The sequence below is a fragment of the Telluria aromaticivorans genome (assembly GCF_013003915.1).
Classification (GTDB): domain Bacteria; phylum Pseudomonadota; class Gammaproteobacteria; order Burkholderiales; family Burkholderiaceae_D; genus Telluria; species Telluria aromaticivorans.
This window is the reverse complement of record NZ_JABAIV010000001.1, coordinates 270374-291160: the sequence shown is the minus strand read 5'-3', so window position 1 is coordinate 291160 and position 20787 is coordinate 270374. Positions and strand designations below refer to the sequence as shown.

Annotated in this window: 17 protein-coding genes; 4 read left to right on the top strand and 13 right to left on the bottom strand. The window is 62.0% G+C overall.

Annotation, left to right across the window (positions count from 1 at the left end; translation table 11 throughout):
• Nucleotides 1-10: 10 nt before the first annotated feature.
• From HGB41_RS01395 to HGB41_RS01375, 5 genes are all read right to left on the bottom strand, one after another.
• Nucleotides 11-925 (bottom strand): diguanylate cyclase, encoded by a 915-nt coding sequence (locus HGB41_RS01395; protein ID WP_171080353.1) that lies wholly within the window; start codon nt 923-925, stop codon nt 11-13.
• On the bottom strand, nt 922-4440 hold the full coding sequence (locus tag HGB41_RS01390; RefSeq protein WP_171080351.1) for a hybrid sensor histidine kinase/response regulator: 3519 nt from the start codon (nt 4438-4440) through the stop codon (nt 922-924). The genes HGB41_RS01395 and HGB41_RS01390 overlap by 4 nt, the downstream gene beginning before the upstream one ends.
• Nucleotides 4437-5819 (bottom strand): oxygenase MpaB family protein, encoded by a 1383-nt coding sequence (locus tag HGB41_RS01385; RefSeq protein WP_371868413.1) that lies wholly within the window; start codon nt 5817-5819, stop codon nt 4437-4439. Before HGB41_RS01385 ends, HGB41_RS01390 begins: the two co-directional genes overlap by 4 nt.
• A complete protein-coding gene (locus tag HGB41_RS01380; RefSeq protein WP_171080348.1) occupies nt 5816-6631 on the bottom strand; it encodes a carotenoid biosynthesis protein in 816 nt (271 codons plus the stop codon). The genes HGB41_RS01385 and HGB41_RS01380 overlap by 4 nt, the downstream gene beginning before the upstream one ends.
• Nucleotides 6632-6692: 61 nt before the next feature.
• Nucleotides 6693-8933, bottom strand: a complete 2241-nt coding sequence (locus tag HGB41_RS01375; protein ID WP_171080346.1) for a TonB-dependent receptor — start codon at nt 8931-8933, stop codon at nt 6693-6695.
• Between the two features lie 283 nt (nt 8934-9216).
• Between HGB41_RS01375 and HGB41_RS01370 the strand changes: the two genes are divergently transcribed.
• Nucleotides 9217-11037: a family 43 glycosylhydrolase gene (locus tag HGB41_RS01370; RefSeq protein WP_229422747.1), complete on the top strand. Its 1821-nt coding sequence runs from the start codon at nt 9217-9219 to the stop codon at nt 11035-11037.
• Here HGB41_RS01370 and HGB41_RS01365 read toward each other — a convergent pair.
• Together HGB41_RS01365 and HGB41_RS01360 are read right to left on the bottom strand one after the other, a co-directional pair.
• The gene (locus tag HGB41_RS01365) at nt 10960-11988 is read right to left on the bottom strand and encodes a DMT family transporter (RefSeq protein ID WP_171080342.1); all 1029 of its coding nucleotides are present in this window, start codon (nt 11986-11988) and stop codon (nt 10960-10962) included. The two genes, HGB41_RS01370 and HGB41_RS01365, sit on opposite strands and share 78 nt — an antisense overlap.
• Before the next feature lie 304 nt (nt 11989-12292).
• The gene (locus HGB41_RS01360) at nt 12293-12751 is read right to left on the bottom strand and encodes a hypothetical protein (protein WP_171080340.1); all 459 of its coding nucleotides are present in this window, start codon (nt 12749-12751) and stop codon (nt 12293-12295) included.
• Between the two features lie 319 nt (nt 12752-13070).
• Between HGB41_RS01360 and HGB41_RS01355 the strand changes: the two genes are divergently transcribed.
• Complete coding sequence (locus HGB41_RS01355) at nt 13071-13727, top strand: DUF4386 family protein (protein ID WP_171080337.1); 657 nt, start codon at nt 13071-13073, stop codon at nt 13725-13727.
• 208 nt (nt 13728-13935) lie between these two features.
• On the opposite strand, the gene HGB41_RS01350 is transcribed toward HGB41_RS01355, so the two are convergent.
• The 4 genes from HGB41_RS01350 to HGB41_RS01340 form a co-directional block, all read right to left on the bottom strand.
• On the bottom strand, nt 13936-14253 hold the full coding sequence (locus HGB41_RS01350; RefSeq protein WP_171080335.1) for an H-NS histone family protein: 318 nt from the start codon (nt 14251-14253) through the stop codon (nt 13936-13938).
• 632 nt (nt 14254-14885) lie between these two features.
• Nucleotides 14886-15413, bottom strand: coding sequence for a DUF6985 domain-containing protein (locus tag HGB41_RS23915; protein ID WP_371868412.1), 528 nt, complete (start codon nt 15411-15413; stop codon nt 14886-14888).
• Between the two features lie 124 nt (nt 15414-15537).
• The gene (locus tag HGB41_RS01345) at nt 15538-16269 is read right to left on the bottom strand and encodes an SDR family NAD(P)-dependent oxidoreductase (RefSeq protein ID WP_171080333.1); all 732 of its coding nucleotides are present in this window, start codon (nt 16267-16269) and stop codon (nt 15538-15540) included.
• Between the two features lie 251 nt (nt 16270-16520).
• A complete protein-coding gene (locus HGB41_RS01340; protein WP_171080331.1) occupies nt 16521-16874 on the bottom strand; it encodes a hypothetical protein in 354 nt (117 codons plus the stop codon).
• Nucleotides 16875-17259: 385 nt separating this feature from the next.
• On the opposite strand from HGB41_RS01340, the gene HGB41_RS01335 reads away from it, so the two are divergent.
• On the top strand, nt 17260-17754 hold the full coding sequence (locus HGB41_RS01335) for a nuclear transport factor 2 family protein (protein WP_171080329.1): 495 nt from the start codon (nt 17260-17262) through the stop codon (nt 17752-17754).
• 348 nt (nt 17755-18102) lie between these two features.
• A complete protein-coding gene (locus HGB41_RS01330) occupies nt 18103-18630 on the top strand; it encodes a DUF1440 domain-containing protein (RefSeq protein ID WP_171080327.1) in 528 nt (175 codons plus the stop codon).
• 64 nt (nt 18631-18694) lie between these two features.
• Here HGB41_RS01330 and HGB41_RS01325 read toward each other — a convergent pair whose 3' ends face one another.
• Together HGB41_RS01325 and HGB41_RS01320 are read right to left on the bottom strand one after the other, a co-directional pair.
• Nucleotides 18695-19198, bottom strand: a complete 504-nt coding sequence (locus HGB41_RS01325) for a DUF421 domain-containing protein (RefSeq protein ID WP_171080324.1) — start codon at nt 19196-19198, stop codon at nt 18695-18697.
• 851 nt (nt 19199-20049) lie between these two features.
• On the bottom strand, nt 20050-20562 hold the full coding sequence (locus tag HGB41_RS01320) for a hypothetical protein (RefSeq protein WP_171080322.1): 513 nt from the start codon (nt 20560-20562) through the stop codon (nt 20050-20052).
• Nucleotides 20563-20787: the final 225 nt, after the last annotated feature.

Sequence of the window (20787 nt, the reverse complement as noted above, 5' to 3'; positions counted from 1 at the left end):
GCGCCAGTCCCTACACGTCGTTGCGCCAGGCGATCCGGTTGCGTCCCGACTGCTTGGCGCGGTAGAGATGGGTGTCGGCCGCCTCGAACAGTTCGGCCGATAGTTCGCGGCTGTCCGCCAGCAGGGTGGCGCCGCCCACGCTGACGGTCAGCACCGGCGCGACGTTCGAGGCTTCATGGGGAATCATCAGCTGCGCGATGCCCTCGCAGATGCCGGCCACCACCAGCCGCGCCGCTTCGGCGTCGGTCTCGGGCATCAGCAGCACCAGTTCCTCGCCGCCGTAGCGCGCGGCCAGGTCAGCCGGGCGCCGCATGCCGACCGCCGCCAGGCGTGCAACGGCGCGCAGCACGCGGTCCCCCGCTGGGTGGCCGTAGCGGTCGTTGAACTGCTTGAACGAGTCGATATCGAGCAGGGCCAGCGACAGCGGTTGGCCGTTGCGGCGCGCGCGTTGCCATTCGAGTTCATACACTTCGTCGAAGCGGCGGCGGTTGGCCAGTTCGGTCAGGCCGTCGATATTCGCGAGCCGCTCCAGCATGCGGCGCTGGCGCACCACCTGCAGGTGAACCGCCACGCGCGCCATCACCACGCTGGGGTTGAAGGGCTTGGTGATGTAGTCGGCCGCACCCATTTTCAGTCCATTGGCTTCGTCCTCTGGCCGGTCCAGGCCGGAGATGAAGATCACGGCAATGTGCGCGGTCTGCGGGTCGGCGCGCAGGCGGCGCAGCACCTCGTAGCCGTCCATGTCCGGCATCATCACGTCGAGCAGGATCAGGTCGGGCGCATGGCGTGCGGCCCGTTCCAGTGCCTGGGCGCCATTCTTGGCCAGCAGCAGCGTGTATTCGGGCTTGAGCAGTTCGCCCAGCACGTCGCGGTTGATGGCGTCGTCATCCGCCACCAGAACTTTCTGCAGGTCGGTCCCGGTCATGGGCGGGTCTCCCCGGCTGCGTCCAGGCTAAGGGCCTCAAGACTGCGCGCGAGGCTGGACAGCGGCGGGCGCGCCGCCGCGTATTCGATATCCTCGACCGCGCGCCGAATCGGGTCGAGCGCTGCGGCGTGCGCGGTGCCGGCCAGCAGCAGCTGCAGCTCGGCCAGTGCATCCTCGGCGCGCGCGTCGTCGTCGGCCAGGAAGCTGTCCAGGCGCGCCATCACGTCCGGCAGCCCGGCCGCGCCGCCGGCTTGCGCCAGCGGCACGGCGGCCAGCCGGGCCAGGCCGTTCAGCACCGTTTCGCTGGAACGCACCAGCACCGGGATGCGGGCGCCCAGCAGGTCGAACTGGCCGGCGCGCAGGTCTTGCTCGACGCGGTTGGCCTGGGCCGACAGTTCGAAGGCGCCGACATAGGCCGCGCTCGACTTCAGGTTGTGCGCCAGAGACTGCAGGCGGGCGTAGTCGCCCGCGGCCAGGGCTTCGCGCAGGATGTGAGGCGCATTGCCGTATTCGCGCAAGAAGCTTCCGGCGCGTTTTTCCAGGCGGTTGCGCTGGCCGTCCACGCCCGCCAGCGCGGCCTGCCAGTCGACTCCGGGGATCGCCGGCAGCGGCGGCGCATCGCGGTCGACCCGCGCCGGCGCTGGAGCCAGGGCCGGCGGCAGGCTGCGCCCGGCCAGGCGCGCCGGGTCGATCCACTTGAGCAGTGTGCAGAACAGCAGGTCGGGGTCGATCGGCTTGTTCACATGGTCGTTCATGCCCGCGGCCAGGCTGCGCGTGCGGTCTTCGGGCAGCGCATGCGCCGTCATGGCGACGACCGGAAGGTCGTGCAGGCGGTCGATCGAGCGGATCTGCCGGGTCGCACCCAGGCCGTCGAGTTCGGGCATCTGGATGTCCATCAGCACCAGGTCGTAATCGCCGCTGGAGGCCATACGCACGGCTTCCACGCCGTTCAGGGCGACATCGACCTGGATGCGGGCTGCAGCCATGAAGTCGATCGCGACTTCGCGGTTGTTGGCATTGTCTTCGGCCAGCAGGATGCGCGCGCCATCCAGGCGCGGCAGGTCCAGCCCGGGGATGGCGGGCAGGCGGAGCACGGCCGGCTCGCCGTTGGCAGGAGTGCCGCCCCACGGCTGCAAGACCTGCAGCAGGCTGTGATAGAGCAGGGCCGGGCCGACCGGCTTGTTCAGGTAGCCGTCCAGCGGCAGTTCGCCTTCCTGCTGCAGCACCGATTCGCGCGAGCAGGCGCTGACCATCAGGATCGACAGCGGCGGCGAGTTGTCGGCGTCTGCGCGGATGCGGCGGATCGTCTCCATGCCGTCCAGGCCAGGCATCAGGTAATCCATCAGCACTACCTGGTAAGGGGTGCCCGCATCAGCCGCGCGCCGCAGCAGCGCCAGGCACTGCTCGCCCGAGCCGGCGCCATCGGCACTCACGCCGATGGCGCCGAGCATTTCGACCAGGGCCGCACGGGCGCTTGCGCAATCGTCCACCACCAGCGCCCGCACATGCTGCAGCGACGCCTTGGGCTGGATCGTGCCGGCAGCGCTTGCCGGCAAGTCTTCGACCTCGAGCGGCAGCTCGAAGCTGAAACGGCTGCCGGCACCAGGCACGCTGGTTACGCCGATGCTGCCCTTCATGAGTTCGACCAGCTGCTTGGAAATCGACAGTCCCAGGCCCGTGCCGCCATACTTGCGGGTGGTCGAGCCGTCCGCCTGGCTGAAGGACTGGAACAGGCGCGCGAGCTGCTCTTCGCTCATGCCGATGCCGGTGTCGCTCACGGCGAACAGCAAGCTCACGGCATTGCCCTCGCGCCGGCGCAGTTCGACCGACACCACGACTTCACCGTATTCGGTGAACTTGACCGCGTTGCCGCTCAGGTTCAGAAGCACCTGGCCCAGGCGCAGTGGGTCGCCGACCAGGCGCTGCGGCACGCCCGGGCCGACCCGGAACACCAGCTCGATGCCTTTTGCCTCGAGGCGCACCCCCAGCATGTTGGCCAGGTGATCGAGCAGGTCGTCGAGTGCGAACGGGACCGATTCGAGCGCCAGCTTGCCGGCTTCGATCTTCGAGAAGTCGAGGATGTCGTTGATGATGCCCAGCAGGTGTTCGCTCGCGCCGAGGATCTTGCCGAGGTAGTTGCGCTGCTTCGGATCGGCTTCGGCCATCAGGGCCAGGCGGCTCATGCCGATGATCGCGTTCATCGGCGTGCGGATCTCGTGGCTCATGTTGGCCAGGAATTCCGACTTCATGCGGGTGCCGGCTTCGGCGCGCAGCATTGCCGCCTGCATCGCCTGGGTGCGCAGGCCGAGGATGCGCATGAACACGACCATGTCGAAGGTGGCGCCGAACTGCAGCGCGTGCATGGTCCAGAAATTGGCCGGCAGCGTGCCGTTGATCATCTGCGAGGAGATCAGCGCCGCCGCGAAGCTGACCGCCCAGCCGACCAGAAGGTAGGTGCCGACCGAGTCCCCGCTGCGCGTACGCCGGTAGGCGCCCGGCAGGCCGAGCAGCATCGGCATGATGCCCAGGCTGCTGACCACCACCACCAGGGTCTTGTGGCCGATCAGGCCCGCGCCGAAAGCGACCGCGCATACGACGCAAATGGCAGCCCCGGTACGCATCAGGCGGCTGAAGATGCGGTCCTTGCCGGGCCGCGTGAGCAGGTGATCGATGAACAGGTAGGCGCCGCAGGAGGCGGTGAGCGACAGGATGCCGGCCGCGTGCAGGTTCAGCCACACGTTCCCTTGCCAGAAATACTGGTTCGCGATGCCGAACCAGCAGGCCGAATACAGGGTGACGCCGCCGACCAGCAAGGCATACTTGCCGAACAGCGCATCGCGCAGGTTGATCCACTGGCCGAGGCTATACAGGAACATCGTGAAGCCCAGCCCGAACAGCATCCCCTGCAGCAGCTGCTCGGTGAGCGAGGCGCCGTGGAAGGCGTTGGGCTGCCAGAAGGTGGCCGGGACAATCTTCGGGCCCTCGGTATCGACGCGCAGCAGCACGGTGTGCGCCATGCCGGGGGCGAAGCGCACCGCCAGGGCGGGCGAGGGGCCGCCCAGCGCACTGCCGGCGCCGGGCTGGTTCTTGCCGGTCAGGGCCACGTGGCGCAGCTTGCCGCCACTCTCGACGTAGGCGTCCATGCGATCGATCAGGCCGAAGTCGGCCGCCAGCACCCAGGTATCCGGCGCGTCGGCGGGCACCACGATGGGGATGCGCATCCAGACCACGCCGCGCTGCACGCCGAGGGTGGCATGGGCCGACTGCGGCCGGGTGTAGCGTGGCGCGGCGGCCAGGGCCGCGGCGGCATCGAGCTTGCCCTCGGGGTCGTTCAGCACCGACAGCGAGGGCCAGGCTTCGACCTTGTCGATCCCGGCGCCCAGCGTCAGTGGTTCGGATGTCGCGGCAGCCTGCGCCGGCGGCACCAGCAACACGAAGAGTGTCAGCAAGGCAAACAGCTGCGCGGCGGCCCAGGATCGCAACAGGTCGTACGGTCGGCGAGCGGTGCGGTTCATGCTTGTCCTTTCTGCGGCGCCGGCCGTCCGGCCAGGCGGGCCTCAAACCGGTTGACCCAGCGCGGGGCTTGCGGGTCATGTTTCCAGCCCGCGGTCACCGCTGCGACCTGGCCCAGCAGGGCATCGGGCAGCTTGAGCGGGCGGGTCTGGTCCATCAGGAAGCGCGTCACCAGCCGGTAGCCGAACGCGCGCGTGACCATGCGCGTGATCGAAAAGCCCGGTACCGCCAGGCGCACCAGCGCATCGAACAGGCGGGTCGCGCCAAGGCCGAAGGCGAACAGCGCACGCACGGGTAGCGCCACGCGCTGGGTCAGTCCCAGATCGCTGGAGACCGCCGGGCCGCACAGGTGGCGCGTCAGCAGGACCGGGAAGGATTTGAGGGGGCGCAGCGGAATTTCGCGTGCCATTTCCTGCATCAGGGCGGCGGCCAGTTGCGGGCGCGGGTCATGCGCCATGTCCACGCGCCGGCCGCGCGCCTGCAGCCCATCGAACAGCACGGCCGCTTCGCTCATCGTCGAGGCCATCGAGGCCTGTTCGATTCCGAGTACGTGGCCCAGCACGTTCCAGGCATGCAGGCAGGCTTGCTCGTCGGCCTGCGGCAGGGTCAGTCCGAGCGAACGCAGGCCGCGCAGGAAGACGTAGCCGAAGGTCAGCAGCGTGTAGGCCAGCTGCTCCTGGTTGCAGGGCAGCCCGTCGCGCCCCGTGTCCCAGCCGCGCGCGTACAGCGCCGCATACATGCCGGGGCCGGCCGGCGCCTGCGGCGGCAAGGGCCGGATGGCTTGCGTGGCAGCAGGCGGCGCACCACGCAGTATCAGGTGGCGGATGGTCGCGTGGATCAGCCGCACCTTGATGGCCTGGGCGACGCCGCCGCCCGCCGGCGCTTCCAGGCCGCCGCGCAGCAAGACCGGGAAGATCATGGCGGCGGTGGAGCGGATGCGGTAGTCGGTATGCTGTTCGAGCCCGCCGGCCACGTGCAGCACTGCCGACAGGTCGGGCAGCACATAGCATTCGGGCAGGCTGGCGCAGAACAGCAGGGTGCATGACAGCATGCTGGTGTCCATGAAGCTGGCCTCGGCGCGCGCGATGGCGGCGGCTTCGGCCCAGGCGGGCAGGGTGCGCGCATCGCGCACATAGGCTTCGAGTGCCGCGGCGATCTCCGGGTCGCATGCGCTGCTCGCGCACCAATCGACCAGCACACCGTTGCTGTCCCAGCCAGCCAGTTCGCGGTTGACTGCGCCGATGCGGCGCGCCATCTCCGGCAGGTCGGCGCCTGCCAGGATGCGGGCGATCGTGTCGTCGGCCAGCGGGTCGGCCCGCATGGCGGGGCGGGCCTGGGCACTGAGGTCGGACGGGAGGTCCGTCGGCAGGTCGCGCTTCACGCCGCGCTCACCACGGCGCCGTGCGCGCTGCGCCAGCGTCCCATGCCGGACAGGGCCGACAGCAGCGGGATGCCCATGGCGAACAAGGCGATTGTCCGGGTTTCCACCGGGTCGCCGAGGGCCACCTGGAACAGCATCAGGCCGCCATACAGGCCGAGCGGCACCAGCACGTCGTCTACGGAATGCGACGATGGTGTCGCAGCGGCCTTGCGCAGGCTCAGGCGGAACAGGAACACGATAGCAAACGACACCAGCATCCAGCCGGCAAAGCCCTGCAGGGTCTCGCCGAACCAGTAGCCGTCCTTCATCGTCATGGTCCAGGCCTTGAGCTTGTAGACCATGTAGGGGTCGGCCCCGAGGTCGTAGGCGGTGACGATCAGCGCGGCCAGCAGCGACATGGTGATGGACTGGCCCAGCGGCGCGGCGCCGTCCGAAGGCGCCTGCCACACGATTAGGTTGGCCAGCACATAGCCCACATAGCTCAGCGCAAACCACATCAGGGGAATCACGAAAGGCACTTCGCCCACGCGCGGGCCCAGCACATCGGTATAGGTATAGCTGCCGAAGAACCAGCCATACGAGGTCCCCAGCTGTTCGGCCAGCCAGCCGATAGACACCGCGATCCCCACGAAGCGCAGCGCGGCACGCGCGCCCAGCAGGTGGGCGGCGCTGGCCCAGCAGCAGGCAAACATCAGGATGGAACTCGCCACGACCAGGTGCGTCATCCCGCTCCAGCCGCGCAGCAGCAAGCTCAGGAGGAAGGCGGCCAGCGCCGCGCCGGCAATGCGGGACAAAAGCTTCGGTGACTGCATATCGGTGTTTCCTCTCTGCGCGCTGCAAGCGCCGGTGATGTTGTCGGATGGTGCCTGTGCGTCAGAACCGGTAGTCGACCCGCAGGTCGACCGTGCGCGGGTCGCTCGGCGTGGTCATGCCGAAGCTGTCGATCGCGATTGGCCTGACCTTGTCTTCGAGGTTGCGTACCCGCGCCAGCACGCTCCAGGGCGCGCCCTGCGGCTGCCAGCCGAGGCGCAGGTCGGTACTGGTGTGCGACGGGATGCGGTAGCTCAGTCCCTGGCTCGGGACGGCGATCACGTACTCGCTGCTGGCACGTGCGAACATGCCCGCCGTGAGCTGGCCGCCGCCCAGGGTGAAGCGGTGGTCGTAGCCGAGGGTGGCGACCCGGCTGGGTGCGCGGTCGAGCTTGCGGCCGGCCCAGGAGCGCACGCCATCCGGGGAGTAGACGTCGTAATGGGCGTCGAGCAGTGTGAGGCTCCAGGCCAGGCTGCCGCGCTCCAGCACCTGCACCGTGCCGTCGAGCTCCAGGCCCTTGACGCTGGCGACGCCCGCGTTGCTGGTCACGAAGCGCGGCGCGCCCTGCAGGACGGCAACGCCGGACAGCTGCAGGTTGGTGTAGTCGTAGTCGAAGGCCACGGCGTTGACCGTCGCGCGGCCATCCCACAAGCGGGTGCGGCTGCCGATCTCGATCGAACGCAGGGTCTCCGGCTGGTAGAACAGGGTGGAGGCAGGCACGGCGATGGCTGGCGGGCAGCCGATGCCCAGCGCGGTGCTGCCGGCCGCGCAGCCGTCATTGAAGCCGCCGGCCTTGTAGCCGGTCGCGATGCTGAGCCAGGCCAGGGTGCTGGCGCCAATGTCGGCGTCCAGGCCGAGGCGCCAGGTGGTCTTGCTGGTCTCGATCTGCGCCGCGTTCAGCAAACGGGTGTCGGTGGCCGGATTGAAGGCCGCGGCCAGCTGGAAGTTGGTGGAGCCGATGCGCGACTTGTCGTCGTGGGTGCTGCGGGCGCCCGCGGTGGCGCGCACCCGGTCGGTCATGCGCCAGGTCAGCTGGCCGAAGACGGCGCGGCTGTCGGCCTTGGTCGGGCCGGAAGGAAACACGTAATAGGGCGGCAGGCCAAGCAGCTGCAGGCCGCGGAAGCTATAGGTCGTGTGCGACTCTTCGCTGAAATAGTACAGGCCGGCCTGGCCGCTCAGTGCGCGCGCGGCATCGGTCGAGACGCGCAGCTCGTGCGAGTCGGCCTGGTTCTTGCCGGTGTACAGGTTGTGCACGCCCAGCGCGAAACCCGGTGCCACGCGGTAGTAATAGTTGACCAGCATGTCCTGGTCGAAGCGCCGGTGCGAACCGAGCCAGGTGAGCGTGGCCGCACCAAGCTTCCATTCCAGCTGCGCGCCGAGGCCGCGCGCGCGCTTCTCGTTATAGCCCTGTTCCGGCACCGTGTTGGGCGGGCGGAAGGCATTGGTCAGGCGCTGGTCGGTGCTGCCCGCGCGCCAGTTCGGGGTGCCGGTCGAGATGCCGTCATAGAAGTTGGTGTCGGGGACGAAGCGGTCGTTGTTCTCGGAGGCGCGGCCATGGTCGTAGCGCACCAATAGCGCGGCATCCTGGCCGAGCGCGAGCAGGGCCGACAGGCGCGCGCTGCGCTCACCGCGGTCCAGGCCCAGTTCGTACGGGGTGCCCTGGGCATTGTGCAGGTAGCTGTCGTGGCGCTGGCCGGCAACCGCGGCGCGCAGGGCCAGCGCAGGGCTGACCGGCACGTTGACGGTGGCATTGAACTTGCGGCTGTTAAAGCTGCCGGCTTCGGCGCCGGCGCTGGCGTCAAAGCGCGCGGTCGGTGCATTCGAGATGACGTTGATGACGCCGGCCGTGGTATTGCGGCCATACAGCGTGCCCTGCGGGCCGCGCAGCACTTCGATGCGGTCGACATCGAGGAAGGCGAAGGTCTGGGCCGGCCCGCGCGGGATATACACGCCGTCGAGCAGGAAGGCCGCCGACGGGTCGCCCTTGTCGGTGGAATCGGAATTGGTGACGCCGCGGATCGTGATGCGCAAGCCTTCGGCGGCCTGGTCGAGATGCAGGTTGGGCAGGCGCTTGCCCAGTTGGGCCGGACTGTCGCTGCCCTCCATGACCAGCTGCGCGCCGCTGACCACGCTCATGGCGACCGGGGTGCGTGAGGCCAGGGTGGGCAGGCGGGTGGCGGTGACCACGACTTCCGCCGGCGTCGTGCCGATCGATGCTTCCTGTGCCGCCGCATTGCCGGACATGATGCCTGCCGCCGCTGCCGCCAGCAGCGACGGGTTCAGGCGAAACTCTTTCTTGCTCATGAAACTACCCCTGGTATTCGTTATTACCCGCACCGGATGTCTTACGGGGGTGCGCGCTGGCGTATCGGCGCCTGTACGTCTGCCGCCGGCCTTGCTGGAATTGCCGAACTTGTAAGTCTATCAGTACATGATTGCGGGCAATAGTCCTACAAGGGATTCAATGAGCAAAATATGTTTGTCTAGCAACAATCCCGTCATCACCCTGTCACCCGTGCGCCGTAGCGCTCCGGAATCGTTTATTTTTCGGCAATATGATGTGAACGACCAGGAGACCGCCTTGACCATGCTCCTTCGCTGCAAGTTCGCAGCGCTGGCCGCCGTAGCCACCCTGGCGCTGGCGCCATCGGGCGCTTGCTCCGCCGCGCCGCCCGGCACCACCTATACCAACCCCTTGCCGTTGCGACTGGCCGATGGCGGCCTGGCCGAGAGCTGTGCCGATCCCTCGCTGCTGCGCGACCGCACCACCTCGCCGGCAACCTGGTACATGTATTGCACGATGGACCCGGTCAGCTACAAGGAGCGCGACGCCAAAGGCTGGAAGTTCCGGATGATGCCGGTCTACCGGTCGGTGGACCTGGTGAACTGGTATTTCGTGCGCGATTCCTTCGACCAGCGGCCTGCCGGTATCGCCGGTCCCGACGCTGGCCTGTGGGCCCCCGAGCCGGTGTACCAGAACGGCAGTTATTACCTGTACTTCACCGTCACCGATGTGGCCGACGCACACAGCCCCGAAAAAGGGTGCAAGTCCGACAGCGCCATCGCGGTGGCCACCAGCGCCTCGCCGGCCGGCCCATGGAAGACGGCGCCGCAGCTGGTGGTGGCGCCGCGCCAGTCGGGCGCCGGCTGCAACTTCCACTGGACCTTCGACCCCGACGTGGTCGAGGACGGCCAGGGCGACCGCTGGCTGTATTACGGCAGCTATGACGGCGGCATCTACGTGCAGCGCCTGGCGCGCGACGGGTTGAAAGTCGAGGGCGACCCGGTGCGCATCGCAGCCGCCAACCGCTACGAGGGCGCCGAAGTGGTAAAACACGGCAGCCACTGGTACATGTTCGCGTCGAGCACCGACTGCTGCCGCGGCCCGCTGACCGGCTATGCGCTGTATGTCGGGCGCGCCACGGGTCCCGAAGGGCCCTTCTTCGACCGCCAGGGCAACGACATGGCCGCCACCCGGGTGGGCGGCACGCCGGTGCTGGCGCAGAACGGCAACCGCTGGATCGGGGCCGGACACAACACCGTGTTCCAGGATGCGGCCGGCCAGTGGTGGACCTTTTACCATGCGGTGGACCGCGACAAGGGCTATTTCAGCGTCGAGGACAAGCTGACCCGGCGCCCGCTGCTGCTCGACCGCATCGACTGGATCGACGGCTGGCCGGTCATCAACGGCGGGCATGGACCGTCCGATACCGCGCAGCGGCGTCCCGCGGTGCGCGGGGCAGCCTTGACGTCCCCACCAAAAGCGCCGGCCACACCATCGGCCACGCCCTTGTGGCTGGACCGCTTCGACGGCGAGCGGCTGGATGCGCGCTGGAGCTGGGTGCGTCCCGGCGCCGCCGGCAGCTTTGCCGCCGGCCAGCCGGGCCTGCGCATGGCGACCCAGGACGCCGACCTGCATGTCGACACCAATTCCGCTGCGGTGCTGGCGTCCGCGCTGCCCGAAGGCGACCTGCGCATCGAGGCACGCCTGCGCCTGGACGCGCCGCTGGAGTGCTGCACGAAGCCGGTGCAGGCCGGGTTGGTCGTCATGCGCGACGACGACAACTACGTGAAGCTGGTGGAGCTGGCCAACGACGGCCTGCGCCAGGTGGAATTCGGCAAGGAGCTGGCGCCGGTCGGCCCCGGCTATCCGCGCTACGGCAACACGGTGGTGGGCACGCCAGGCGAATGGACCTGGCTCAGGATCGACGTCCGCCGGGCCGCGCCGAGGACGAAAGGGGAGGAACGCTATACCGCCTGGTCGAGCCAGGACGGCCGGGCCTGGGTCCAGGGCGGCACCTGGACCCACCGCCTGGGCGGCGGCGCGAAACTAGGACTGGTGGCGATGGGCGGCGCCGGCCACGCCGTCACCTTCGGCCAGGTCAGCGTGTCCCGCCTGAAGCGCTGAAGCCTCGAAGGCCAGCGCATCCTGGTCGCCGGCATGGGCACGTACCGACCAGGTCACGCCCGCGACCAGCAGCGCGATCGCGGCGATCTCCAGCGGCCGCGGTCCGTGGCCGCGGTACAAGAAGCCGTACAGCAGCGCGAACAGGGTCTCGAACAGGATCAGCTGGCCCGAGAGCGTCACCGGCACGCGGCGGCTGGCCACGTTCCAGAGGTGGTTGCCGATCACCGAAGCGCCCAGCGCGAGCAGTGCGTTGCAGGCCCAGAACAGGGTCCAGTCGCGCGTCGGCGAAGCCTGCTTTGGATCGCCTGACGCCAGGCTCCAGGCAAACGCTCCGGCACCGAGCAGCACGGCGACGACGCCGGTGGACAGGCCGTACAGCGCCGACCACTGGGCGCTCGAAAACTGCGGATTGCGCTTCAGGTAGCGCGCATTGTCGACCGCATACCAGCTCCAGCACAGCAGGGCGCCGGTGGCGCACAGCACGCCCAGCGCGATCGCCCCCGTGGACTGGGCGGCATCGACGTGCATGAAGGTGTCGACATTGATGCAGGCGATGCCCACGCCGACCAGCAGCAGCGGCAGCGCGAGGCGGCGCAGCGGGACCGCGCCGTGGTCATTACGCCCCAGCAGGGTGACGACCACCGGCAGCATGCCGATGATGAGCGAGGTCGGCGCCACGCCGGCATACTTCACGCCCATCGCCAGCAGCATGTAATACACGATGTTCCCGGCCAGCGCATGGCGCAGCAGCGCCGCGTAGTCGCCCGGGAGCAGGGTGGCGAACAGGGATTTCAGGCGCGGCAGCAGCAGGCCGAAGGCCATCGCCCCGTAGGCCACGTAACGGCCGACGGCCAGTTCCAGCGGCGAGAAGGCCCCCAGGTATTCGGGCACGATGAACACCAGCCCCCACATAGCACCGGCCAGCAGGCCGCACAGTACACCTAACCACATACGAAGCACCGGGACAAAGGGGAGATTTTACCGCGACGGGCTGGAAGATTATTTCTGGGGCACTGTTCTGACCTACAAGCTCCTTACCGTACGCAATAAAGCGTCGGATCAGTGTCTTGGCAAGGTATCTGACTATGCCGAGTCACAGAGCGTCGTTGCGAGTTTTTGCGGAGTTGGGACGGTCCATATGGAGTAGAGATTCAACGGCGGAAACAAGCTGATAAGCCTCTGACGCGCATTTGAGCGTCGGTGATTCGCGCCGACAGGCTGCATTCGACCCAGAGCGGACTTTGCGCGTGGGACTCTACCGAGAGTATTCCTGACAGACACCATCGTTGAGACTGAAGTTCAGGGCAATTGCGTAACCGTCGGCAGAGTACCGCGTGACCAGAAACCCGCTGGATGTGCTGTAGGTTCCGCCGTTCAAGGCATCATCGATGAAGCAAACTTCCAGATCCTCGATCCCATCCCCATTGACGTCTCTCCGAGCCACAATCTTCAGTTCGTACAACCATTCACCGGGACTTTCAAACACAAGAGCATCTGCAGTGGCTTTGCTCGGCCTCATACCGAAATCAGCGAATGTGCGCAGCGCAGGAGAGCGACGTGGCCCGAACGAGCTTCGAATACTAGCCAAGTCGAACTTATTCGCCAAGAAGAGCCCTAGATCCTTGTTTGGGAAATAGCTCACCAGCGGGGCCGCCTCGACAGTGCTCGTCAGTGCCAGAAACGCCAGGGTGCACGATACGAAGTGAATTTTCATGAGCAGCGTCCTGCGATTGAGGATAGAAGAAGGTCCGCTGTTGGCCGAAGTCGGCCGTTAAGCTCAGCATAGCAGGTCGCCGGGGCGGAAAAATTGCAGACTGTCACGAAGGGCCGGATCCGACCCAAAGCGGACTGCCAAGAAACGTCCTAACGCAGCGCTATTTAGTTCGATCGCGATTATCGCCGGGCGCAGCAGGCCAGCATCTACTTCTTGCATCCTGTACCGACAAAGCGTGCATGTGTCGCTTTCCCCGGAACTTAGCTTGTTACCAATGCTAGCGTGCTGGTTCACCATCGCGAAAGGGACAGGTATGAGCATGAACTGGCAAAAAATTGGAGGATGGGCGGCGCTGTTCGAAGCGTTTGCCTATCTGACGGGCTTCGCTTTCATGCTGACCGTGCTACAGCCGGCAGCCGGGGCAGCGCCCACGGCAGCGGCGCAGCTTGCCCACATTTTGGGGATGGCAGGCCTGTTCAAGGCTTGGCATGTCCTGATCTACGTGATGTTCGGCGCCGTACTGGTGGTACTGGTGACCGCGCTGCACGAAAAACTCGCGGCCGGCTCTCGGCCGCTGATGACTGTGGCCAGTTCGTTCGGCCTGATCTGGGCCGGTTTGGTGATTGCAACCGGGATGATCGCCAATGTCGGCCTGAGCACTGTCGCCAGAATGCACGCACTCGATCCGCAGCAGGCAACGCTGGCATGGCAAACCCTGAGCGCGGTGCAAGATGGGATGGGCGGGGGCGTGGAGCTGGTTGGAGGGCTTTGGGTCATCCTTCTCAGCCTCGCCGCCCTGCGCCAGAAGATTTTTTCCCGGCTGCTCAATTACCTGGGTGTGGGAATTGGTGCGGCCGGGGTTATGACCATCATTCCGCCGCTGAAGGACCTGGGTGCGCTATTCGGGCTGGGGCAGATCATCTGGTTCGTCTGGCTTGGCCTGCACCTGTTGACTGCGGCGCGGCGCGCGGCCTGAGAGACCTGCGCTCAAATGGCCCTTGCGCTGCTGATGATCGCGGCGCGGTGGTGTATTCTGCATACGACCGAGCCGGTTGCCGAGTACATTAGCTTGCGACCGGCCGCTCTTGGCCGAAACCGGTCTGTCGTGACCGGTCACTACGATCTGAAGCGGCGTTAAGCGATTACGGGCCTGACTAAAGCACCTAGATCAAGCGCAGATAGCATTACGCTTTCGCGTCCTCGAGGGACTTTCCAGATGCAACCCAAGCCTTGACCCATGCTGGCTGGCGTCCACGACCACTCCATTGCTGGGTCGGATCTTCTGGATTGCGGTACTTAACCTGCACGTTGCCTTTTTTTGGCGCGTTACCGACTTTTATGGCACGAAGCTGCTTTTCAGACAGCCCAGCGTTCCGAGCAATGTGAAGAATCTGTTCGCGCGCCTTACTGATACCAAGGAAGTGTTGAGTTTTCAACTCATCGATCACTTGTACTTCTAGGGCGCGGAGTTGAGCCAGCGAATATTTTGATAGGTCGTGCATTTTGCGTGGTGTCTCCCATGGATGAAGCTGCACCCTACCATGAACCAAGAGCCAATTGCAGCTAACCATCCAAGTTCCGACCGCACGCGTTCGGTGGTCTTAGGCTGATAGATCATCGAGTGCCATATCGTCAGGGAGCGACGACGTAAGTAGACGGACTCTGGCGACTGCGATCGACCCAAAGCAGACCTTCAGCAGCGGAACTCAACCTCGACCGAGGTTGGACTTTTCTTCACTACAGTGACCTCGTAACCCGCGTTGACCGACCTCACCCACAGATGCATGAAATCTAGAAGATAAAAGCCGACCTGTGCTTGTCTCAAATACTTGATACGACTGATTAGAGACCTTGCGCTTGAGCGAAAATTTTCTTCTTTTTGCAAGAATTGGACTATGCGAGCTCCAGTGGTATCGTCTGTCATGACGACAAAACCGTTTCGTGACGAAATAAGCACTGTAAGCCGATCGTTTGAGAGCTTTCCAAGCTCCTCATAAGCTAACTGTTGAACTTTCCCCCTCGTGTTATCTTCTGTCCTGCGACGGTCTACTGTTTGTCGGTTGCCCCTTCGGCAGTGGCTAATTTCGACCCATTGAAGACGTTCGCGCCGCCGTTTGTACTACGCACATATCTGTCATGCTAAAGAACAGTAGATTACGTCCTCGAGCTGCGCGTTCGCGAATGCATCTGCATTCGTTGCATGTCCATCGTAAGGTCCAACTTTACAGATCGACTTGCCATTTCTGAAAACAATCTGCAGGCCATGCTCTGGCTCCCAGTCGCATTCGCACTCAATAGAAATATAGATTCCATTGTCGCCACTGTCCCGTCGATATACATAGGCGTCCCTCCCAAACTGTACATGCGCCCAGACTTCACTGGGAGCGCCAATGCATACAGGCTCGTTAGGGCTGTCCCAAAAACCGTCTACATCACGGTAATAGCTGAAAACGTGAGTCTCTGCTTCCGTCAGAAATTCTGGTCCAATGGACAAGAACGAATTGATCGCTGAGTGGAAATCTTCTGCATTCTCGTCCTCTTCATAGCCCTCCAGGATTATGCGAACGTATCTATCCTGTAGTACGCGAACCGGTATCGGCGCACTGCAGAGAGAACCGAGCTGTTCATCCTTCGTTACATCGCCAAGAGGAGGGATATGCATAAGTTCTAAGTCGGGTTGTAGAAGTGCTAACCTACTCTAAAGCACAAGGTCGGCTTTTGGCCGTTTACAGCCTAATATTTACCAAATTCAAAGTCGCAGCTCAGCAGGCGGGCAGAGTGAAAGCTTAAAATTGAACATGATTTGTTGAGCCGCCATCAACATACCAGTTAGCACCTGCAACGAAACTGGCAGCAGGACTAGAAATAAAGGTGACCACGCGAGCAATTTCCTCGGGAGTAGCAAGCCTCAGCAATGGATTCCGCTGTATAACTTTATCAAAAATATCAGGTTCATTGAGCCGCACATGGTCCCATATGCCATTGGCGAAAAGAGTGTCCCCTGGAGAAACCGTATTTACCCGAACTGTTGGTAGCAGGCGCTGCGAAAGAGACTTCATATAGTGTGCCAATGCAGCCTTTACCGCACCGTATGAAGCCGAGTTCGGCGCAGATAGTGAGCCAGCTTTAGAACCAATATATGTGATGGCTCCGTGAGGCGAGCGAAGCAGAAACGGCACTGCCGCTTCAGTTGCCATGACTGTGGCAAGTACGTCCGTCTGAAGCGAAATTTTCCAGTCCGCGCTTATTGCACTGACGTTAGGAATGAAGATATTAAACGAATCGAGCCTTTCTAACCATTTTACGAAGTTGAATGTATCCGTGACATCAACAACTTCCCCATGAACCTGCCCTGGAAGATGGTTAACTAAATCAAGTGCCTCATCGATTTTCTCCTGCCGTCGAGCGCAGAATGACACCCGACAACCTTCAGCGGCCAGTGCGCGAACTACTGCGGCCCCGATTCCAGAAGAACCGCCGGTTACGACTGCGTGAAGTCCTGCAAGCTGAAGATTCAAATGGTTCGCCTATTAGCTATAGTTTATCGACATAAAATTCGCATTTTGTCCGCTCCTGGCCCAGGCTGTGTAAAAACGCTGGCTAGACGCAGCCACCGCTTAACTCGGCCTTCCAAAACGGCCACTACGGCGTTTTCGCAGGGGCGGCAATGGTAAACCGACCCCCGAAAATGCAGCGTCAGTGCGTTTTTACACAGCCTCGACCGGCAGCGGACCTACCTGGGCCGTCCGCTCCCGACCCATTGCAGACCTTAAGGACCGAGAAGAGTTTGTGCTTCAGCGGCCCAATCGATATTGCCATTCATAGCAAAGTTGAGGAAGTCAGCGATTGACGATTCGAACAAGATACGCTCTATCAGGCCATTGAGCCGGTCAGGGAGATCAGATGGAACGTCGTCGCCATGAATGCCAAATGCAGGGTACGAACCTAGGTACTCAACCTTGATGACCTCAATTTTCAGCGTCGGAAAATCATCTTTCAGTGCGTCAAAAAGTTGGTGCCGTAGCCAAGTCAACAATGCCACCAGCATCGCGCGATTCTTTACATTGCCGAGCCATTCCCCTAGTGAAGGCGGTTCGACAATTGTGTATCCGATTTCACTCATCTGTTGATCGCTAGGTAAGATTGGACGGACGGCCGCTTCTGGCCGAAGTCGGCCGTTGAGCTCAGCATAGCAGGTCGCCACAGCCGAAAAATTGCAGAATGTCACGAAGGGCAGCTACCGAGTTGCTAGGTGGTCGATGGGCCCTGCTACCAGCTCCGACTGATTTCATCCTTGGAGTCACTTCGGTTTGCTGGTGCGATTCCAGCGTGTGCCGTTAAAACGAAGTCAGAACGGCAAAGCAGAACGGCGACGTGATATGAATGCGATACGTTCGTCCCGCCATATTGCAACTTATACCGCCGAAGCTACCGTTCATCCGAACAAGGCGGCAGCCAGACTGCGCCTGCACTAATCTAGCATTCCATTGAAATTTCGCTTACTCGAAATGAAAACCTCCCTAGCCGCGGCAGCCGTAGCAGCACTGTTGGCGCCGTGCGCCGCATGTGCCCAAGTCACCAACGACAACTGGGAAGCCAGTGCTCGCCAATTCGACAGCGAATACTGGAAGGCGTTCAACGCCTGCGAGGTGCAGACGCAGACAAGGATGAACGCGGAAGACCTCGAGTTCTATCACGACATTGGGGGGATCATGCGCGGCAGGGCAAGCTTTGCAGAATCGACTGCGAAGAATATTTGCGGACGCAGCGACTGGCGCCTGCGGCGCGCCGAGGTGCCAGGCACCGTGAAGCTTTATCCGCTGCGCAGCAATGGCAAAGTGTATGGCGCGGTCCTCTCTGGCGAGCACTACTTTTATCACACTAACAAAGGTCACCCTGAAACGCTGGAGGGAAAAGCGCGCTTTACGCACACCCTGCTGCTGAAAGACGGCGAGTGGCAAGTGGCGCGCGTGCTCAGTTTCGACCACGGTCCTGCTAAGTGAAGCATATCTGGCGGGCAGCTTGCGCCGACGAGCCATCATCAGGCGAACAAGCGCGAGCCCGGCCAATGGTAACGGCAAAGCCTTCGAGATCCTGACCGACAAGCACTTTAGTCAGCATCGGGTAGGCTAGTATTTAACAGCGTGTTCTCCAATAGTCGAGTTTCTTAGGGTGACAGTGCTATCGCGACCGTCCGGTATTGCCGATCTCGGCCGTCCACAGTGCGGCAGCTCCCGACCCATAGCGGACCTGGCTGGACTGATATTTCTGATCGAAACGACCGAGAAACGAATCGTGCGTGCCGAGCGCCCCTTCCGTCGTACGATGGCGAACAACGCACCGGAGGGCCTATGAATCAATTTTTTACAGTGGACGCGAATACAAGGGGGACTGCCTCTACAGCACTACTGGGCGCTGTGGCTGGCGCAGTAGGTGTATGGGCACTTGACCGTGTCGACTGGCTCATGTGGAACCGAGAAGATCCGCGAGCGCGTGCCCAGACGATACGTGTTCGACCTGGAGGAGAGCCGCCTTCACATGCATTGGTTACAAAGGTCGAGGAATTCACTGGTTTGAATTCAACTGAACGGCAGCATGATATCGCCGGAAACATAACCCACTACTCCATCGGTATTGCGCCAGCGGCTGGCTATGCACTAATGCGAGGAAAAATGCCTGGGAATGGAGTTTCACGGGGAGCGCTCTTCGGCCTCAGTCTTTTCTTGATGCAAGACGAAGCATTGAATTCGTTAGGCGGACTTGGCGCAAAACCGGGCGCCTATCCTTGGCAAGCCCATGCACGCGGCTTGATCGCGCATGTTGTGTATGGACTAACCACTGAGTTTGTTTTAAATATGATGGATCGTAAGAAAAACTGAGTCGCATACCCCGGCTCTATAATAGACCTTCTCCACTAACGCACCAAATCGTCACGGTCAAAAGTCAGGGGTCAGCCTTTACGACACTGATCATCCCGTCGGCTTCCATGCACGCACTTTTAACTTTAGAGCAGTCATCGATCCCATTTTCCCGTAATTGTGCCATCAGCTCTTCAACCGTCACCAATTCTGCGCGCATGTTCTTTCGCAACATCTTTCCGTTTTCAATAAGAAGTAAGGTTGGGGAGTGCAAAATGCGACTAATAAAGGTAAACCGATGAGCCAGCCATTCAATGCAGTACGTCCAAAAAAGGATCGTGGCAATCAACACTGCACCTTCTACTACTGATTTGTACTCCGCAGCAAATCCGTTTCCTGAAACCTCAGCCAGTAGGACAATTACCAAAACATCCGCAGTACCAATTCCACCACCCTGTCGTTTTAGAATGATTCTCATAAGTACTAGCAGGACAAAGTACATGAACGTTGCGCGAACGAACAACTCTGCAAGTGAAATTTTCGGTGTCAGTATAGTATGCCAGTCTACAGATCCGAAAAAATCTACCATATTGCCTCCTGCTTCGCATTGGTGTGGCGGTTTTCCACAGCTGGTCGACCACAGATAACTCCACTCTGTCTCAACGTATGGATTCAGTTAGAGGAGTGAGATTTGCAGTATTACATTACGTAATTCATGTTGAAATGAATTTACTGTAGTGCTAACGGACGAGCATAGCTTCTAGTCGAATGCAGAGCTAACAAAAACAGCGCTGAACGTCCGATAATGGCCGAACTCGGCCGTCGGGACAGCATAGCATGTCGCCAAGGCGAAAAAATGGCAGACTGTCACAGAGGGCAGGATCCGACCCAAACCAGACATTTCCAACGTTATCGAATCATTATAATCTCGCTGAAATACCTAGTTTTTCGAATTCGAAAAAACCTTAGCTCTGCGCCGTCACAAGTCTGTAGAAGATGCATCCGGACCTTACCAACGCAATCCCGCTTTCGCTGTAACGTCCCTTCCAAGCAACTTTATCCTTACCGTATCTAACGATCTCATCTCCAGGTTGGTGGATCGATTTTAATTTTAGCCATACGGAATTTTGATGGGCGAACAAAACATTAGGAAGCTCTGGTATTTGTTTGCGCCACGTTTGCAGCTCAGCCATTGCATCCCGTTCTATCTGATCAATTGTGAGAGGCGATGAAACCTCATCTCCCGGAGAAAATGTGTCGCAGTACCTGGTCGTGGTGCCTGCCAAAGACATCGTGCTAACGATCATTAGACCCGTGCCAAGAAAAAATTTCACTGTGAGACCTCCATCAAAATCGAATGTTTGCGCCCAGCCATTGCGCTTAACATCGAAATGGCTCAGGCGAGAAGAGCAGACTTCCAGAAAGGACTGGATCCGACCCTTAGCGGTCGTAGGACCACTCCAAGAACGCGCCAACGGTGTCCGATGAGGTCAGCTCTAGCAGCGCCTCTGCAAGCTCGTGTTGACCCTTTGCGGCGGCAGTAGCAGACAAGGCACAGGCCGTAAAAGCAGTACTCCACTGCGTTTCTCCAGCACTTGCCACCAGTGCGGGAATGCGTTTTAACGCGTCGAAGTAACCTGCTGCCAGCTCATCGGGAACGTCGACGCTATTCTTGTGCCGGCAGATTTCGATCCAGGCAGGGAAGTGAAAATACACATCGGTCACACGTTCTGGCGAGCTAGCAATTGCCTCGATAACGTGTGGAACCGCTGCGAACGAAGCCGAGTACACGTCGCCTTGATGCGCGAGCGCGCTCCATAGGCTGAACCACGGTTCGGAACTGCCATGATCGCTGGGTACAGCCAATAGCCGTCGAAGAAGCTCAGGAATCTTCGCAGCACTGCCGTACGCATCGCGCAGCTCCCCCCACCGTGGACTACTCAGTTCCAGCATCTCCTGTCCTGTTATCGCGTAATGCACAGCCTACTTCATGAACATCCGCTCTTGGCCAATAGCAGACGGTCGGTATGGCTCAGTGTACGAGCTTGTTGCTTGCTGGACAAGTCGCAGGGCGTCGATGGGTATTGGTTGTTGTGGGAGACTTTATTGTTCTGTAGCGAACTTTATTGCCATCAGGCGAGCGCCGGGACCTGCCCGCGCCATCTGCCATGCTGCGCA

Coding starts and splice junctions, on each gene's coding strand:
- HGB41_RS01395 (WP_171080353.1), bottom strand. CDS start 925: ATGACCGGGACCGACCTGCAGAAAGTTCTGGTGGCGGATGACGACGCC.
- HGB41_RS01390 (WP_171080351.1), bottom strand. CDS start 4,440: ATGAACCGCACCGCTCGCCGACCGTACGACCTGTTGCGATCCTGGGCC.
- HGB41_RS01380 (WP_171080348.1), bottom strand. CDS start 6,631: ATGCAGTCACCGAAGCTTTTGTCCCGCATTGCCGGCGCGGCGCTGGCC.
- HGB41_RS01375 (WP_171080346.1), bottom strand. CDS start 8,933: ATGAGCAAGAAAGAGTTTCGCCTGAACCCGTCGCTGCTGGCGGCAGCG.
- HGB41_RS01370 (WP_229422747.1), top strand. CDS start 9,217: ATGCTCCTTCGCTGCAAGTTCGCAGCGCTGGCCGCCGTAGCCACCCTG.
- HGB41_RS01365 (WP_171080342.1), bottom strand. CDS start 11,988: ATGTGGTTAGGTGTACTGTGCGGCCTGCTGGCCGGTGCTATGTGGGGG.
- HGB41_RS01360 (WP_171080340.1), bottom strand. CDS start 12,751: ATGAAAATTCACTTCGTATCGTGCACCCTGGCGTTTCTGGCACTGACG.
- HGB41_RS01355 (WP_171080337.1), top strand. CDS start 13,071: ATGAACTGGCAAAAAATTGGAGGATGGGCGGCGCTGTTCGAAGCGTTT.
- HGB41_RS01350 (WP_171080335.1), bottom strand. CDS start 14,253: ATGCACGACCTATCAAAATATTCGCTGGCTCAACTCCGCGCCCTAGAA.
- HGB41_RS23915 (WP_371868412.1), bottom strand. CDS start 15,413: ATGCATATCCCTCCTCTTGGCGATGTAACGAAGGATGAACAGCTCGGT.
- HGB41_RS01340 (WP_171080331.1), bottom strand. CDS start 16,874: ATGAGTGAAATCGGATACACAATTGTCGAACCGCCTTCACTAGGGGAA.
- HGB41_RS01335 (WP_171080329.1), top strand. CDS start 17,260: ATGAAAACCTCCCTAGCCGCGGCAGCCGTAGCAGCACTGTTGGCGCCG.
- HGB41_RS01330 (WP_171080327.1), top strand. CDS start 18,103: ATGAATCAATTTTTTACAGTGGACGCGAATACAAGGGGGACTGCCTCT.
- HGB41_RS01325 (WP_171080324.1), bottom strand. CDS start 19,198: ATGGTAGATTTTTTCGGATCTGTAGACTGGCATACTATACTGACACCG.
- HGB41_RS01320 (WP_171080322.1), bottom strand. CDS start 20,562: ATGCTGGAACTGAGTAGTCCACGGTGGGGGGAGCTGCGCGATGCGTAC.